Origin of the sequence: Pseudomonas sp. MYb60 (assembly GCF_002979555.1) — a bacterium.
In the GTDB taxonomy this organism is placed as follows: Bacteria; Pseudomonadota; Gammaproteobacteria; order Pseudomonadales; family Pseudomonadaceae; genus Aquipseudomonas.
In genome coordinates this window covers 29,941-46,752 of the sequence record NZ_PCOZ01000024.1, presented here as the reverse complement: position 1 = coordinate 46,752, position 16,812 = coordinate 29,941, and the positions used below count along the sequence as shown (strand labels likewise).

The window sequence follows — 16,812 nt, the reverse complement described above, 5'->3', positions numbered from 1 at the left end:
AACGCCGCAAACAACCCCGCCGCACTGAGCACGCCAATCCCCAGCGGAATCGCAAACACCTTCCAGAAACTCGACTGCCTTGGCTTCATGTTCTGCGCCTGACGATCCACAGGTAAATCCCGCTGACCAACACGATGATGGTCAGCACATCCAGCACCGCCCACAAGATCTTCATCGGCATGCCGCCGTAGTCACCGAAGTGCAGCGGCTGGGACATGCCCATGGCGTCCATGTACCACGGCCGTTCGGCGATCGCGGTGACGGCCAGGGTGCTGGCGTCGATCAGCACCGGGGTGAGCAGGTGGGAGGTCAGGTGGGTGCTGCCTTTCATGAACACCGCGTAATGGTGTTCGCTGGAAAACCGCGTGCCGGGGAAGGCGATGAAGTCCGGCTCCATGCCCGGCGCGGCCTTGGCGGCGATGCTCAGCAGTTCAGTTGCCGGCGCGCGCTGGGTCAAGGGCGGGGCGTTCCTGTAGGGCTCGATCATGGCGCTGAGGCTGTCCTGGCGCCAGGCGGCGATAATCAGGTCGGCACAGGCGCTGATCACGCCGGTCACGCCCACCACCAGTGCCCAGGTCAGGGTGACCACGCCGATCAGGTTATGCAGGTCGAGCCAGCGCAGGCGCGTGGATTTGTCCTGGCGCACGGTGGCGAACGTCTGGCGACGCATGAACGGCAGGTACAGCACCGTGCCCGAGATGATCGCCACGACGAACAGAATGCCCATGAACGCCAGCAGCAACTTGCCGGGCAGGCCGGCGAACATGTCCACGTGCAGGCGCAGCAGGAACAGGGTGAAGCCGCCATTCGCGGATGGCATCTCCACCGCCTCCCCGTTGCGCGCGTCGAGCATGAAGGTGTGGGACAGGTTGGGCTCGGTGCCGGCGGTGGCGGCCATGATCGCGATCACGCCGTTCTGGTCATCCTCGTCCCACGCCAGGTACTGCATGGCTTCGCCGGGGCGATGGGCCTGGGCTTTGGCCACCAACTGTTCCAGGTTGAGCCGGGGCGTGTCGGCGGGCATCTGCGCCAGTTGCGGCTCATTGCCCAACAGGTGGTCGATTTCGTGATGGAACACCAGCGGCAAGCCGGTCAGCGCGAGCAGCAGCAGGAACACCGTGCACACCAGGCTGGTCCAGGTGTGGACGAAGGACCAGCGGCGGATGGTTTTGCTTTTCATTTTTTCAACCTTCAGACACACCAAAGCCGCCCACCGGGGGCGGCCTGGCGGTTAACTCAGCCGATTACCACTGGTAGGTGGCGCTGGCCACCACGCTGCGCTCGTCGCCAAAGTAGCAGTAGGAACCGTCACAGGTAGACAGGTAATCCTTGTTGAACAGGTTGGTGGCGTTGACTTTGAGCGAGGCGCCCTTGAGCGCGTTGTCGAGGCGGCCGAGGTCGTAATGCACGGCACCGTCGAACACGGTGTAGGCGTTGGCTTTGCCAGCCCAGGTGTTGGCTTGGTCGCCATAGGTGTTGCCGGTGTAGCGCGCGCCGAAGCCGATGCCGAAACCGTCGAGAATGCCGGTGTGCCAGGTGTAGTCGGTCCAGAGCGCCGCTTGCTGGTTGGGGATCAATTGCAGGCGGTTGCCCTTGTATTGGCCTTTTTGCACTTCGGTCTTGGCCAGGGTGTAGGAGGCGATTACCTTGAGGTTCTCGGTCACGTCCGACACGGCTTCCAACTCCAGGCCCTTGACCTTGACTTCGCCGGTCTGGTCGGTGACGGAACCGCCAGCGGGCAAGAAGCTGGTGACCAGCACGTTTTTCTGAGTGAGGTCATACACCGCGGCACTCAACAGCGTGCTGGAGCCTGGCGGCTGGTACTTGATCCCCAGTTCCCACTGTTTGCCCTCGGTGGGCTTGTACGACAACAGCGGGTCGACGCTGGCATTGCTCGCCGGCTGGAACGACTCGGCGTAGGACAGGTAGGGCACAAAACCGGAGTCGAACACATAGCTCAAGGCCGCGTTGCCGCTGAAGTTCTTGCTGCGGTCGGTGTTGGTGGCGTCCTGCTTGTTGAAGTAGGTGGTGCCCTGGTGCACCCAGTCTTCACGGCCGCCCAGGGTCAGGCGCCAGTTGTCCAGCGCCATCTGGTCTTGTGCGTACAGGCCGGTCTGCACGGTTTTCTGGTTGTAGTCGTAATACGGCGTGACGCCAACCGGGCGCAGTGTCGGTGTGGTGTTGACCGGGTTGAAGATGTTGATGCTCGACGCGGTGCCGTAGATGGTACGGAAAGAGGTATCGGTGCGTTGGTGGTCCAGCCCCAGCAGCAGGGTGTGGATCACGTCGCCCGTGGCGAAGTCGGCCTGGAAGTTGTTATCCACGGCGAACTGGCCGATGCTTTCGTTGACGTTGGTGGTCGAGCGGCTGATGTCGCCCGCGGCATTCGCTGGGGAGAATGCATAAGACCCCACGGTCAACTGCCGGAAGTCCAGTTCCGACTTGGTGTAACGCAGGTTCTGCTTGAACTGCCAGGTGTCGTTGAAACGGTGTTCGAACGCATAGCCCAGCGCGTAGTAAGTGCGGTCGTAGAACTCGTAGTCCGGGTCGCCGAGGTTCTTGTGGTGGGAAATGTCACCCAGCGGCGACTTGATCTTGGTGCCTTGGATCGGCATGAACTGGCTGGTCGTGCCGGTATCGTCCCGCGTGAACTGCGACAGCAGTGTGAGCTTGGTATCAGTGTCGATGTTCCAGGTCAGGCTCGGCGCGATGTTGTAGCGTTTGTTGTCAATGTGATCGACCTGCGTACCGGAGTCACGCACCACGCCGCTGACGCCATAGAGAAACTGGCCGTCATCGTCGATCTTGCCGGTGCTGGCGAAGCTGATCTGGCGATGGTTGTCACTGCCATACTGCGCCTGGATGGCGTGGCTGGACTCTTCGCTGGGGCGGCGGCTGACCATGTCCAGCAGGCCGCCCGGCGGGGTCTGGCCGTACACCGAAGACGCCGGACCACGCAGCAGGGCGATGCGGTCGAGGTTCCAGGTCTCGGCCTTGGGATTGGCGTACACACCGCGCGGCAGCGGCAGGCCGTCGAGGAACTGGGTCGGTTCAAAGCCGCGGACACGCATCCAGTCGTAGCGGGTGTCGCTGCCGTAACTGGCGGACACGATGCCGGGCATGTACTTCACCGCGTCATCCAGGTTCTGCACGTTGCGGTCCTGCATCTGCTGGCGGGTGGCGACGGAGATCGAGCGCGGCGCCTCGACCAGCGCGGTGTCGGTCTTGGTGCCGGCGGCGGTGCGCGTGGCCAGGTAGCCTTCCACGGGGCCCCAGGCACTTTCCAGGTTGCCTTCCTGGCCGGTGATGTTGGTCACCGGCAGCGCCATCACGCCTTCCGGCACCGCCACCAGGGTGTAGCTGCCCGCGCTGCTCTGTTCCAGCTGCAGGCCGGTGCCGCGCAGGGCTTCACGCAGTGCGCCCGGGGCGTCGAACTGGCCCTGGACCGGCGCCGAGGTCTTGCCGGCGGCGAGTGCCGGGCTGAGGGTCAGCGCGATGCCGGCCTGGCTGGCGATCTGGTTCAACGTGCTGGCCAGCGGCGCGGCTGGCAGGTTGTAGGCGCGCACGCTGGACGCCTGCTCGGCAGCGATCAGCACCGGGCTGACCAGCGGGGCGCTGAGGGCGATGGCCATGGCTAACAGGCTGGGGCGCAACAGGGTGTCGAGCGTGCGGGACATGAGGCGGCTCCTGAATGGAAATATTTCGCAATTGCCTAGGAGCCGAACGAGAATCAAAAAGTGATAGGGCAGGATGAAACTATTTTTTCCGGGCCGTTCTTCAGGGCCTCATCGCAGGCAAAGGCAGTCCAAAGCTCAAGGCTTGCCCTTAACAGTCACCCACCACGGCGTATGCTGCTCGATCTGCACCGGCAACGTCGGCAGCAGCGCATTCAGCGCCAGTGTGGTGTCACGCAGCGGGAAGCTGCCGGTGATCCGCAGGTCTGCCACGTCCTTGTCCACGCCCAGATGCCCGGTGCGATAGCGGCTGAGTTCCGCCACCACGTCCCCCAGCCGTGCGTTGTCTACCACCAGCATGCCGCGTGTCCACGCGTCGGTGGCCGGGGTGACGGCCAGCGCGGGGCCGAGGCCGTCGCTGCGCATCAGCACTTGCTGGCCGGCCTTGAAGATCTGTTCCTGCTGCGTCGTCCCGGGCTGCGCGCCGACGGCCGATTGCAGCACGCTCAGGCGCGTGGCGTCGTCTTCGCGCCTGACGATAAACCGCGTTCCCAGCGCCCGCAGGCTGCCGTCGCGGGTCTGCACGTAGAACGGGCGCGCATCGTTGTGGCCGGTTTCGACGAGGATTTCGCCCTCCTGCAACACGATCAGCCGGCGTTGTTCATCGAACTTCACGTCGATGGCGCTGTGGGTATTGAGGTTGATCAGCGTGCCGTCGGCCAGTTTCACCGTGCGTTGTTCGCCGGTGGCGGTGCGCTGGTCGGCCAGCCAGTAGTGGATCGGCACGTAGCGCTCGCCCGCAAACAGCCCCAGGCCAATCACCAGTGCGATGCTGGCCAGGCCGCTGCCCAGCTTGCGCACGCGCTGGCGAATGCCGTCGCGCGACTGCATCAGCGCCACGCGGGCCGGGCCCGAGGCCGCGCTGAAACGCTGGTCGAGCATGCCCAGTTGGCGCCACGCGCGAGCGTGCTCATCGTTGCTGGCCAGCCACTTGTCGAACTCTTCACGCTCGACCGGGCTGCCGTCGCCCGAATCCAGGGACAGTTGCCAGGCAATCGCGGCGTCCAGCACGCGGGACGAAACGGGTCTGGAACTGACCAGGCTCACTGCGGCTCGCCATACAGTGCGACGTAGCACTGGCGAATGCCTTGGGCGAGGTACTGGCGCACGCGGGGCACGGACACCCCCAGGCGTTGGGCGATGTCTGCGTGGCCCATGCCATCGAGACGGTTGTAGAGGAAGGCTGCGCGGGCCTTGCTCGAGAGCTTGCCGAGCAGGCGGTCGATGGCCTTGAGGTCTTCGAGGATCAGTTGCTGTTCTTCCGGCGAGGGGTGTTCACTTTCCGGGATCAGCATCAGTTCGGTGAGGTAGGCCTGTTCCAGCGCGGCGCGGCGGAAGTAGTCGAACAGCAGGCCCTTGGCGATGGCGACCAGGAACGCCCGTGGCTCGCGGGGCTCACGTAACTCATCGCGGCCCAGCAGGCGCATGAACGTGTCCTGGCTCAGGTCCTCGGCGCGGCTCGGGCAGGCGACGTTGCGTCGAAGCCAGGCCAGCAGCCAGCCGCGATGGTCGCGGTACAACGCGCCAACAAGCTCACTGTGGGGATTCTGGACTGACGACAAGGCATCACCGAATAAACTGGGTGTTTAAACTAACGATAATTATTCGCGATTGTGTCAGAGCCGTGGGGTAGGCGCAATTGGCGTCTGTCGGGTGGTGGCGCTAAAACGATGGCGCCTGGTTACGCCGTTTCCATTGGTTCAAACGCTCCTGCAAGGCATGGGGCGTGTCGATGAGCTGCTGGCGCGCGCGGCTGAACAGGATAAGCATCAGCTCGGCCGTGGCCAGGGCGTCGGCGCTGGCGTGATGGCGTTCGCCCACGTGCAGGTGGAAATGCTCGATCCAGTCATCCAATCCGGCTTCGCGGATATTCCCCTCGGGGCACAGCAGCGGGGCGATGTCGGCCACGTCCAGGAACGGGTGAGCCAGGCGATAACCCAGGCTGTCCTTGAGTGCCCGGCCCAGCATGTGCTGGTCGAACGGCGCGTGGAAGGCCAGCAGCGGGCTGTCGCCGACAAACGTCATGAAGTCCAGCAGCGCTTCCACTGGATCGCTACCGGCGGCGATGGCGCTGGGCCCCAGGCCGTGGATCAGCACGCTGGGGCTGAGCTTGGTTTCGGCGCGTTGCAGGGTGCGTTCGAACATCTGCGCAAAATCCACGGCACCGTCTTCGATCACCACCGCGCCAATCGACAGCACCTGGTCGCGATTGAGGTTCAGCCCGCTGGTTTCCAGGTCGACCACTACCCAGCGCTGGGCGCGCAAGGCGTCGTTGCCCAGCGCGGCGGGTGGGGGCAGTTGGGCGAGCCGCTGCTGTTGCGCGGCGTTCAACCCGGGTTTTTTCGTGCGTAGCCAGCTGAATAGGCTCACAGCTGATACCGCAACGTCAGGCTGCTTTGCAGGCGTTGGGCCTGGCGCAGGGATTCGCGCAGGATGCGCCGGTCCAAGTGATTGAGGCTGTCGGGGTCGACGCGGTTGGAATAGGGCTGGTTCTCGCGGGTCTGCAATTGGTGCTGTTGCATGCGGGTCTGCTGGATAAAGTGGTACGCCTCTTCATAGGCGGCGCCGTCCAACGGCTCGATCACCTCCTTGACCACCAGTTGGCGCAGGCGCTCCAGGGTGTTGTTGGCGTGGATGCCATTGGCCAGGGCCAGCAGGCGGGCACCGTCCACGAAGGGCGTGAGGCCTTGCACCTTGAGGTCCAGCGTGGCTTTTTCAGCGCCTTTGCGGCTGAGCACAAACTCGCGGAAGCGTCCTACAGGCGGTCGCTGGCGCAAGGCATTCTCGGCCAACATGCGCTGGAACAGCCGGTTGTCCGCGACTTGATCGAGAATGCCCTGGCGCAGTTGTTCGCAGCCACGTTCATCGCCCCACACCACCCGCAGGTCGAAATAGATACTCGAGCCCAGCAGATTCTCCGGGGTCGCCTCGCGGATAAACGCCGCGAAGCGCCGCGCCCATTCGGCGCGGGACAAGCACAGCTCAGGGTTGCCGGCCATGATGTTGCCCTTGCACAGGCTGAACCCGCAGAGCGCCAGGCTCTGGTTGATCTGCTGCGCCAACGGCAACAGCCGGGCACGGATAGTCGCGGCTTCGGCGGCGTCCCTGGCGTCGAACAGGATGCCGTTGTCCTGGTCAGTGAACAGCGTCTGCTCGCGGCGGCCTTCGCTGCCGAAGCACAGCCAGCTGAAGGGCACGCCGGGGTCGCCTTTTTCCGCGAGGGTCAATTCGATCACCCGGCACACGGTGTGATCGTTGAGCAGGGTAATGATGTGGGTGATCTGCGTGGAGGACGCGCCGTGGGCCAGCATGCGCTCCACCAACTGGCCGATCTCGCCGCGGATTGCCACCAGGTTGTCTACCCGAGGCGCATTGCGGATCGTTCGGGCCAGGTGCACCAGGTCCACCCGTTGCAGGGAAAACAGATCGCGCTCGGACACCACGCCGCACAGGCGCTGGTCCTTGACCAGGCACACGTGGGCGATGTGGCGTTCGGTCATGGCGATGGCGGCGTCGAAGGCGCTGTGGTCCGGAGTCAGGAAGAACGGGGCCTGGGTCATGTGGCCGTCGATGGCCAGGCTGAAATCACTGACACCGTCGGCCACCACGTGCCGCAGGTCGCGCAGGGTGAAAATCCCCAGGGGCGCCTTGTGTTCATCGACGATGACAATGCTGCCGACCTGCTGTTCATGCATCAGCGTCACGGCTTCACGCAGCGGGGTCTGCGGGCTGCAGGTGACCGGATGACGCATGGCCAGCTCACCCAGGCGGGTGTTCAGGGAGTACTGGGTGCCGAGGGTTTCCACGGCTTTTTGCTGCACTTGCTGGTTGACCTGGTCCAGCAGGCTGCTGACGCCGCGCAGGGCAAAGTCGCGAAACGGGCTGGAGAGTGCGAACAGTTTGATGAACGCCGGCTTGTTCAGTTGCAGGCAGAAGGTGTCTTCGGCGGCCTTGTGTTCGGTGCGGGTCGCTCGTTCACCCAGCAGCGCGGCGAGGGGGAAACACTCGCCGGTGGTGATTTCGAAGGTGGTTTGGGTTGAATCGGGCCGTTCACCCACCACGCGGCCCTGCTTGACGATATAAAAATGCTCGACCGGCCCCCCCGACGGCTTGAGGATGCTCTCGCCGGGGCCGAAAAAACGCAGTTGGCACTGCTCCACCAGAAACGCCAGGTGGGCGTTTTCCATCTGGTTGAACGGCGGGAAGCGTTGCAGGAACTGCAAGGTGCCGTGGATGTTTTGCAACACAGCAGTTTTCCCCGCCTGGGCGAAGGCATCAGCTTTACTCATAACCATGACCGCATTGTTTTTGTCGTTATCGGTCTGCATGGTCGGCTCCTGCGCCGCAGGTGCCCATTGGACGTAAGTCTAGGTCGATACAAATGGGCTAAACCTAGGGAAAAACCCTACATCACTATCGGCAAAAACCCGTAGAACACCCACTAGTCAAACTTTCCGACGAAGTGCACATTGTTCGCCCTTCCGCAGATGTCTGACGAGTGTGCTGGGAGATTGATGAGAACTGCTGAGAACCGTATGTCCGACCACGATATTTTGAGTGATGCCGAGCGCGAGGCGCTGAGCGCCGTGATGCTGGAGCCTGATTTACCGCCGCAACGGGTGTTGATCGTCGACGACGACAAGGACGCGCGTGAACTGCTGGCGGAAATCCTGGGGCTGGACGGTATTCGCTGCATGACCGCCGACAGTGGCGAAGCGGCGTGGGCGTTGTTGCAGTCCAGCAGCTCCATCGGGTTGCTCATCACCGACCTGCGCATGGCCCCCAGCAATGGTTTGGAATTGATCCGCCAGGTGCGTGAATCCACACGGGCTGCGCTGCCGATCATCATCATGTCGGGGGACGCCGAGGCGCCTGACGTGATCGATGCGATGCATTTGAGTGTGGTGGATTTTTTGCTCAAGCCGATCGATAGCGTGAAGTTGGCGAAGCTGGTGAAGCGGGAGTTGGGGATGGCTTCCTGATCTTGTGGCAGCCTTGAGGGCCTCATCGGGGGCAAGCCCCCTCCCACCTTTGACTGTGTTCACAAATCACAATGTGTATGCACAGTAAATGTGGGAGGGGGCTTGCCCCCGATGAGGCCCGCACAGTCACCACAGAACCCAAAGAAAAAGCCCCGGTCTCTCGACCGGGGCTTTTTCATTCACATGATCATTCATCGCTTTGAGTTCTCGAATCAGAAGGTCGAGATAGAAGCCGTTGGTCGATCAATCATTGATACTGTCATTTCTCACAGTGGCGGCGACGTAATGCGGAGTATTTACTGGTCACTTAAACGTTGACCCATGCTTCGACCCATGAGCAGGAGACTCATCATGAACTTGCCGAACGGAAACTTGACTAGAGAAGCGCTCAAAGAACGTCATGCCAAGGTGAAAGGTGGAAAAGGCTCCGCAACGATTCAATACTCTTTTAACGGGGAGCAGAAAGCCTTCTTAGCCCCCAGAGTGAGTGATAGCCTAATTAGAACACTGATATCCGATTTCGGGGGGACGGAGGCAGCTCTGGCCTTGCACTACCCGGGCGAGCTCAAGGAGGGACGGAATGAGTTTTCTCTCAAAGATTTAAGTCAAGTCGCGTTTTACTTAAATGCCTTTGACACTTACACAGTTCCTCAATCAGGCACTGTAGAGGTTTCGGTTGTATTTTCCGGAACAGGAAATGATGAAATTGCCACGATTACAGGAACGATAACGGATGCAGTAGTCAGCAAAGGCGGCACTGATCAGGTTAAATGTTGGGGAACGTTCGATTACATCTTTCCTGACCGCTCCAACCTTTGAAAAAAAGGCCCTGATTTCTCAATCAGGGCCTTTTTTATTTGCAGCGCTTATTTACAGGCCGTTTTTAGCCTTGAACTCCCGACGCCGACGGTGCAACACCGGCTCGGTATAGCCGTTAGGCTGCTTGGTGCCTTCAATCACCAACTCCACTGCAGCCTGGAACGCGATGTTGCTGTCGAAGTCCGGTGCCAGCGGGTTGTACAACTTATCCCCGGCATTCTGACGGTCTACCACTGGCGCCATGCGCTTGAGGCTTTCCAGTACCTGGGCCTCGTTGACGATCCCGTGGCGCAGCCAGTTGGCGATGTGCTGGCTGGAGATGCGCAGGGTGGCGCGGTCTTCCATCAGGCCCACATCGTTGATGTCCGGCACCTTGGAGCAACCGACGCCCTGGTCGATCCAGCGCACCACATAACCCAGGATGCCCTGGGCGTTGTTGTCCAGCTCATTACGGATTTCTTCGTCGGACCAATCCGTATTGGTTGCCAGAGGAATGGTCAGGATGTCGTCCACCGAGGCGCGTTCGCGCTTGGCCAGCTCGGCCTGGCGGGCGAACACGTCGACCTTGTGGTAGTGCAACGCATGCAGCGCAGCGGCGGTTGGCGAAGGGACCCAGGCGGTGTTGGCGCCGGCCAGGGGGTGGGCGATTTTCTGTTCGAGCATCGCCGCCATCAGGTCGGGCATCGCCCACATGCCTTTACCGATTTGCGCACGGCCTTGCAGGCCGGTGCTCAAGCCGATATCAACGTTCCAGTTCTCGTAGGCGCCGATCCATTTCTCCGCCTTCATCGCCGCCTTGCGCACCATCGCGCCGGCTTCCATGGAGGTGTGGATTTCGTCGCCGGTGCGGTCGAGGAAGCCGGTGTTGATAAACACCACGCGCTCGCTGGCGGCCTTGATACACGCCTTGAGGTTCACCGTGGTGCGGCGTTCCTCGTCCATGATCCCGACTTTGAGGGTGTTGCGCGGCAGGTTCAACACGTCTTCGATGCGACCGAACAGCTCGTTGGTGAACGCGGCTTCTTCCGGGCCGTGCATCTTCGGTTTAACGATGTACACGGAGCCGGTGCGGCTGTTCTTGCGGCTGTTGTTGCCGTTGAGGCTGTGGGTCGCGGCGAGGCTGGTGACCAGGCCATCGAGGATGCCTTCCGGTACTTCGTTGCCGTCTTTGTCGAGGATCGCATCGATGGTCATCAGGTGACCGACGTTGCGCACGAACAGCAGCGAACGACCGTGCAGGGTCACGTCCTGGCCATCCACACCGGTGTAGACGCGGTCGGCGTTCATGGTGCGGGTGAAGGTCTTGCCGCCCTTGGCCACTTCTTCGGCCAGGTCGCCCTTCATCAGGCCGAGCCAGTTGCGGTAGATCACCACTTTGTCATCGGCATCGACGGCGGCGACGGAGTCTTCGCAGTCCATGATGGTGGTGAGTGCGGCTTCCATCAGCACGTCTTTGACGCCGGCGGCGTCGGTCTGGCCGACCGGGGTACTGGCGTCGATCTGGATTTCGAAGTGCAGGCCGTTGTGCTTCAGCAGGATCGCGATCGGCTGCGCCGCAGGGCCCTGGAAACCGATCAACTGGGCGTCGTCGCGCAGGCCGCTGTTGCTGCCGCCCTTGAGGCTGACGATCAGCGTGCCATCGACGATCTTGTAGCCGGTGGACTCGACATGGCTGCCAGCGGTCAGCGGCGCGGCCTCATCGAGGAAGGCGCGGGCGAAGGCGATGACCTTGTCACCGCGGACCTTGTTGTAGCCCTGGCCCTTTTCGGCGCCGTCGGCTTCGCTGATGGCGTCTGTGCCATACAGCGCGTCATACAGCGAGCCCCAACGCGCATTCGAGGCGTTGAGGGCGAAGCGGGCGTTCATCACCGGCACCACCAGCTGGGGGCCGGCCATGCGGGCGATCTCGTCGTCGACGTTTTGGGTCGTGGCCTGGAAGTCTGCGGCTTCTGGCAGCAGGTATCCAATATCGTGCAGGAAGGCTTTGTAGGCCACCGGGTCATGGGCCTGGCCGGCGTGGGTCTGGTGCCAGGTGTCGATCCGCGCCTGGAAATCATCGCGTTTGGCGAGCAGGGCTTTGTTCTTCGGGGCCAGGTCATGGATGACCTTGTCGGCACCGGCCCAGAACTGGTCGGCAGTAATGCCGGTGCCGGGAATGGCTTCGTTGTTTACGAAGTCGAACAGGACTTTGGCGACCTGCAGGCCACCGACTTGAACGTGTTCAGTCATTGCTTGCCTCACTCTACGGAGCTTATGCGCTTTTTCAGATTTTCATTATGTAGTGCACGGTTGGGCATACTACATGATGACTTGCGGTTGTGAAAATCAGACTAAATACGTCGTTTAGCGACCCACTTTGGTCGTGCGGTCACAGCGGAGAACCGGATGTTCTCAAAAAACTATTGGATTGTTCCAGATAAATATAAAAATGGTACACGATTTGTTTTCGAGGGCGCCTGCGTCCACCTTGTAGATTGAATTCCAGAGGGCATCGCCATGGACCATCTTGTACTCACAATTATCGCCGCCGACAAACCCGGGCTGGTGGAGCGTATCGCGCAGAATATCGCCACCCATGGCGGCAACTGGCTGGAAAGCCGCATGGCCCATATGGCCGGGCAATTCGCCGGGATCCTGCGGGTCAGCGTGCCGGCGGAAAACCGTCAGGCCTTGGTAGGGGCGCTGGAGGACTTATCCACACACGGCATCCGCGTATTGGTGGGCGAGGGCAGCAGCGGGCAGGCCTCGGCGTCCAAATCGATCATGATGACGCTGGTGGGCAACGACCGGTCTGGCATCGTGCGCGAGATCACGGCGTTGCTGAGCCAGCAGGGTGTGAACCTGGAGAGCCTGAGCACGGCTGTGCGCCCGGCGCCCATGAGCGGTGATCCGTTGTTTACGGCCGAAGCGCTGTTGCAGGTGCCGGCCGCGTTATCCTTGGACGACTTGCAGCAATCCCTGGAAACCCTGGCGGATGACCTGATGGTGGAACTGCACAACGAGGAATAATCTGCCCACAAGGTTATGCATGGAAATCTTGCATGGGCCTGTGGATAACCTGTAGAGACCCAGCGCCAGCCCAAGCCGGCCGGGGCTTTGCGCCTTTTGAGCAAAAAACGAGCAATTTCAAAAGCTTGTGCACAAATGGCGGGGATCAGGTTGTGGATAACCTTGGGGTGGATGTCTGCAAGCCACGCCGGCTGTGGCTTGCAGCGGTTTGTACGTTATTTGATCAGCGTTTGCGCACGCTCAGCCAGATATCCACGCTGTACACCACCAGGCCGGCCCAGATAAAGGCGAAGGCGGTCAGCGTGCTCGGCGCCAGGTGTTCGCCGAACAGCAGCACGGCTTCCAGCAGCACCAAGGTGGGCGCCACGTACTGCAAAAAGCCCAGAGCGGTGTAGGGCAGATGCCGTGCAGCGGCGTTGAAACACACCAGTGGGATCAACGTCACCGGCCCGGCGGCCACCAGCCACCAGGCTTCGGACGTGCTCCAGAATTCAAGTTGTGCACTGTGGGCCGTGGGGTTGAACAACAACCACGCGATGGCAATCGGCACCAGCATCCAGGTTTCCACCACCAGCCCCGGCAGTGCCTTGACCGGCGCCTGCTTGCGAATCAGCCCGTAGAACCCGAAGGTCAGCGCCAGCACCAGCGACACCCACGGCAAACTGCCTACCTGCCACACCTGTTGCGCTACGCCCACGGCGGCGAGTCCGACGGCGACCCACTGCAGGCGACGCAGGCGCTCGCCCAGGATCAGCATGCCCAGCACCACGTTCACCAGCGGGTTGATGTAGTAACCGAGGCTCGCCTCGAGCATGCGCCCGGTGTTCACCGACCACACGTAGGTCAGCCAGTTAGCCGCAATCAACGCTCCGCTCAGCGCCAGGATCGCCAGACGCTTGGGGTTGTCGCGCAGTTCGCGGAACCAGCCGGGGTGCTTCCACACCATCAACAGCAAACCGCCGAACAGCGCCGACCACAACACGCGGTGCACGATGATTTCGGCGGCGGGCACACTGGCGATGGCTTTGAAATAGAGCGGGAACAGGCCCCAGATGACATAGGCGCTCAGGCCCAGGATGTAACCCTTGCGGGGGTTGGCGGCGTGCATTGCAAAAATCCTTGCTAGGTGTGTATGTGGCCTGCTCTTTGTGGGAGGGGGCAAGCTCCCCTCCCACCTAAAAGCAGTTAAAACAGTTTCAGGGGCTCTTCATTCAGGGCCGATAACTGCTCGCGCAACGCCAACACCTGATCGCCCCAGTACCGCTCGCTGCCAAACCACGGGAAGCTATGGGGGAAGGCCGGGTCATCCCATCGCCGTGCCAGCCAGGCGCTGTAGTGCATCAGGCGCAACGCGCGCAGGGGTTCGATCAACGCCAGTTCGCGCGGGTCGAAGTCGTGAAATTCCTGGTAGCCGTCCATCAATTCCGACAACTGCCCCAGGCATTCCTGGCGATCTCCAGCGAGCATCATCCACAGGTCCTGCACCGCCGGGCCCATGCGGCAGTCATCGAGGTCGACGATGTGGAACATTTCGTCGCGGCACATCATGTTGCCGGGGTGGCAATCGCCGTGCATGCGGATGTTCTTGTGCGGCGTGGCGGCGTAGACGTCTTCCACACGCTTGAGCAGGTCGCGGGCCACGGACTCGTAGGCTGGCAGCAGGCTCTTGGGAATGAAATTGCCGTCGAGCAGGGTGTTGAGGGAGTCGTGCCCGAAGTTCTTCACGCCCAGGGCTTCGCGGTGCTCGAACGGGCGGGTGGAACCCACGGCGTGCAAACGACCGAGCAGTTGCCCGAGGCGATAGAGTTGGTCGAGGTTGCCGGGCTCTGGCGCGCGGCCGCCACGGCGGGGGAACAGGGTGAAACGGAAACCGGCGTGTTCGAACAGGCTTTCGCCATTGTGGATCAGTGGCGCGACCACCGGCACTTCGCAGTCGGCCAGTTCGAAGGTGAAGCGGTGTTCTTCGAGGATGGCTTCGTTGGTCCAGCGCTGCGGGCGGTAGAACTTGGCGATCAGCGGTTCGCAGTCTTCGATGCCCACCTGGTAGACGCGGTTTTCGTAGCTGTTGAGCGCCAACACACGCGCGTCGCTGAGGAAACCGATGCTTTCGACAGCGTCGAGAACCAGGTCGGGGGTGAGTGTTTCAAACGGGTGGGCCATGCGAACTCCTGCGCGCAGCAGGGCGCCGCGTCCGGCCGGGTATGGTAACGCACAAGGCTTGGGATAGGTGGTCTCTGTGCCATAGCTATCGGGGGCAAGCCCCCCTCCCACACGTGATTGGCGGCGCGGTCAAAATGTGGGAAAGGGCTTGCCCCCGATGAGGCCCTGTCAGGCGCCGACGATGCCGCCATCATCCCGTCGAATCGCCACCACCGACGACCTCGGTTTGCCATTCGGCAGGTGCTCTGGCCAGGTCGAGCCGCCGGTTTCCCCTGGGTGCTGGATGCCCACGAACAATGTTTTCTGATCCGGTGAGAAGCTGATGCCTGTCACTTCGCACGCCACCGGTCCGACCATGAAGCGGCGGATTTCCCCCGTGGACGGGTCGGCGCAGAGCATCTGGTTGTTGCCCATGCCGGCGAAATCCCCGGCGTTGCTGTAGTCCCCATCCGTCAGGATCCACAGGCGTCCGGCCTTGTCGAAGCCCAGGCCGTCCGGGCTGTTGAACATGTTCTGCGGGTTGATGTTGGACGAGCCGCCCTTCGGCGTACCGGCGTGCACGCCGGGGTTGCCGGCGACCACGAACAGGTCCCAGGTAAAGGTCGAGGCGCCATGGTTATCGGCATCGGCCTTCCAGCGCAGGATCTGGCCGTAGACATTCTTCTCACGCGGATTTGGCCCGCCCACCGGCTGGCCTTCTTCACCGCGCTTGGCGTTGTTGGTGAGGGTGCAATACACCTGGCCATCGGAGGGGCTGACCACGATCCATTCCGGACGGTCCATGCGCGTGGCTTTCACTACGCTGGCCGCCAGGCGCGCGTGGATCAACACTTCAGCCTGACTGTTGAAGCCGGTGCTGGCGTCGATGCCGTTTTTGCCATGGGTCAGTTCAACCCATTGGCCCTTGCCCTTGGGGTGGTCGGCGTTGCCATCGCCGGCGTCAAAGATCGCCACAAACAAGGTGCCGTGGTCGAGCAGGTCTTTGTTGGCCTTGGGGTTCTTGTGGTCGATCTTGTCGCGGCTGACGAATTTGTAGATGAACTCACCGCGTTCATCGTCGCCCATGTACACCACGGCACGGCCGTCCTGGGTCTCGGCGAGTGCGGCGTTTTCGTGCTTGAAGCGGCCCAGGGCGGTGCGCTTGGACGGCGTGGATGTGGGGTCGAACGGGTCGATTTCCACCACCCAGCCGTGACGGTTGAGCTCGTTGGGGTTCTTGGCCATGTCGAAGCGCGGGTCATGGGGGTGCCAGTTGATCTCTTTACTGGCAGCCACCACGCCGTAGCGTTTTTGCCCGGCGTCGAAGGTCTGTTGTGGGTTGCTGCTGCCAAAACAGTCGGTGAAGTTTTCTTCGCACGTCAGGTAGGTGCCCCAAGGGGTCATGCCATTGGCGCAGTTCTGGAACGTGCCGAGGGCGTGGGTGCCAGTCTGGTCGGCGCTGGTTTTCAGCCAGTCGTGGCCTGCCGCGGGGCCGCTGAGACGGATCGGCGAGTTGCCGTGGATGCGCCGGTTGTAGCGCGAGTCCTGCACGAATTGCCAGGTGTCGCCCTTGCGCTGCACTTCGATCACCGACACGCCTTCACTGGCCAAAGCCTTGCGCACTTCTTCGGCTGATTGCGGCGCGCCGCCGTGGGGGAAGAGGTAGCGGTAGTTGGTGTATTCGTTGTTGATCGCCATGAGCGCGCGGTTTTCATCGCCGGGGAAGGCGAACAGGCTCATGCCATCGTTGTGGTCGCCGAATTGCTGTTCCTGGGCCTCGGCGGTGCCGTTGCCCGAAGGGTCGAAGGCCGGCGCCTGTTTATTCAGCGGCTGGCCCCAACTGATCAACACTGACGCGCTGTAGCCCGGCGGCAAGCTAATGGCGTCGCTGGTGGCGGCCGCGATGCTGGCGAAACCCAGCAGCGGGCTGGCGGACGCGGCATTTACGGCCATGGCGCTGCGGGTCAGCAGGTTGCCGCCGAGGAACATTGCGGCACCGCACAGGGCGCCAGCACCGATGAAGCGGCGACGAGTGAGGCCGACCATCTGTTCGAGGTCGGTGGCTTGGTTTTCTTCTAATAGGCTCATCACGGGCTCCCTGTGGTTTTTGCAGACACCATAAGGAGCGG

General features: G+C 62.1%; 13 protein-coding genes. 3 read left to right on the top strand and 10 right to left on the bottom strand.

Annotated elements, in window-relative coordinates:
- Positions 1–85: 85 nt before the first annotated feature.
- The 6 genes from CQ041_RS24130 to CQ041_RS24105 form a co-directional block, all read right to left on the bottom strand.
- Positions 86–1,180: a PepSY domain-containing protein gene (locus CQ041_RS24130; protein WP_105524991.1), complete on the bottom strand. Its 1,095-nt coding sequence runs from the start codon at positions 1,178–1,180 to the stop codon at positions 86–88.
- 64 nt (positions 1,181–1,244) lie between these two features.
- Complete coding sequence (locus tag CQ041_RS24125) at positions 1,245–3,677, bottom strand: TonB-dependent siderophore receptor (protein WP_105524990.1); 2,433 nt, start codon at positions 3,675–3,677, stop codon at positions 1,245–1,247.
- Between the two features lie 135 nt (positions 3,678–3,812).
- On the bottom strand, positions 3,813–4,781 hold the full coding sequence (locus tag CQ041_RS24120; protein ID WP_105524989.1) for a FecR domain-containing protein: 969 nt from the start codon (positions 4,779–4,781) through the stop codon (positions 3,813–3,815).
- A complete protein-coding gene (locus CQ041_RS24115; protein WP_105524988.1) occupies positions 4,778–5,296 on the bottom strand; it encodes an RNA polymerase sigma factor in 519 nt (172 codons plus the stop codon). Before CQ041_RS24115 ends, CQ041_RS24120 begins: the two co-directional genes overlap by 4 nt.
- A gap of 100 nt (positions 5,297–5,396) precedes the next feature.
- Positions 5,397–6,104, bottom strand: a complete 708-nt coding sequence (locus CQ041_RS24110; RefSeq protein ID WP_105524987.1) for a PolC-type DNA polymerase III — start codon at positions 6,102–6,104, stop codon at positions 5,397–5,399.
- Positions 6,101–8,023 (bottom strand): putative nucleotidyltransferase substrate binding domain-containing protein, encoded by a 1,923-nt coding sequence (locus CQ041_RS24105; RefSeq protein WP_305888144.1) that lies wholly within the window; start codon positions 8,021–8,023, stop codon positions 6,101–6,103. Before CQ041_RS24105 ends, CQ041_RS24110 begins: the two co-directional genes overlap by 4 nt.
- 246 nt (positions 8,024–8,269) lie before the next feature.
- Here CQ041_RS24105 and CQ041_RS24100 point away from each other — a divergent pair, with 246 nt between their 5' ends.
- Entirely contained in the window at positions 8,270–8,716 is a 447-nt protein-coding gene (locus CQ041_RS24100; protein ID WP_105524986.1) for a response regulator, read from the top strand.
- A 351-nt stretch (positions 8,717–9,067) separates the two neighbouring features.
- Positions 9,068–9,535, top strand: coding sequence for a hypothetical protein (locus CQ041_RS24095; protein ID WP_105524985.1), 468 nt, complete (start codon positions 9,068–9,070; stop codon positions 9,533–9,535).
- 51 nt (positions 9,536–9,586) lie between these two features.
- On the opposite strand, the gene CQ041_RS24090 is transcribed toward CQ041_RS24095, so the two are convergent.
- On the bottom strand, positions 9,587–11,764 hold the full coding sequence (locus CQ041_RS24090; protein ID WP_105524984.1) for a malate synthase G: 2,178 nt from the start codon (positions 11,762–11,764) through the stop codon (positions 9,587–9,589).
- Positions 11,765–12,031: 267 nt separating this feature from the next.
- Here CQ041_RS24090 and CQ041_RS24085 point away from each other — a divergent pair, with 267 nt between their 5' ends.
- Complete coding sequence (locus CQ041_RS24085; protein ID WP_105524983.1) at positions 12,032–12,544, top strand: glycine cleavage system protein R; 513 nt, start codon at positions 12,032–12,034, stop codon at positions 12,542–12,544.
- A 223-nt stretch (positions 12,545–12,767) separates the two neighbouring features.
- Here the strand turns inward: CQ041_RS24085 and rarD are convergent, their stop codons facing one another.
- From rarD to CQ041_RS24070, 3 genes are all read right to left on the bottom strand, one after another.
- The gene (gene rarD / locus CQ041_RS24080; protein WP_105524982.1) at positions 12,768–13,652 is read right to left on the bottom strand and encodes an EamA family transporter RarD; all 885 of its coding nucleotides are present in this window, start codon (positions 13,650–13,652) and stop codon (positions 12,768–12,770) included.
- Positions 13,653–13,729: 77 nt separating this feature from the next.
- Positions 13,730–14,704 (bottom strand): serine/threonine protein kinase, encoded by a 975-nt coding sequence (locus CQ041_RS24075; RefSeq protein ID WP_105524981.1) that lies wholly within the window; start codon positions 14,702–14,704, stop codon positions 13,730–13,732.
- 168 nt (positions 14,705–14,872) lie between these two features.
- On the bottom strand, positions 14,873–16,771 hold the full coding sequence (locus CQ041_RS24070; RefSeq protein WP_105524980.1) for a PhoX family phosphatase: 1,899 nt from the start codon (positions 16,769–16,771) through the stop codon (positions 14,873–14,875).
- Between the last annotated feature and the right edge of the window lie 41 nt (positions 16,772–16,812).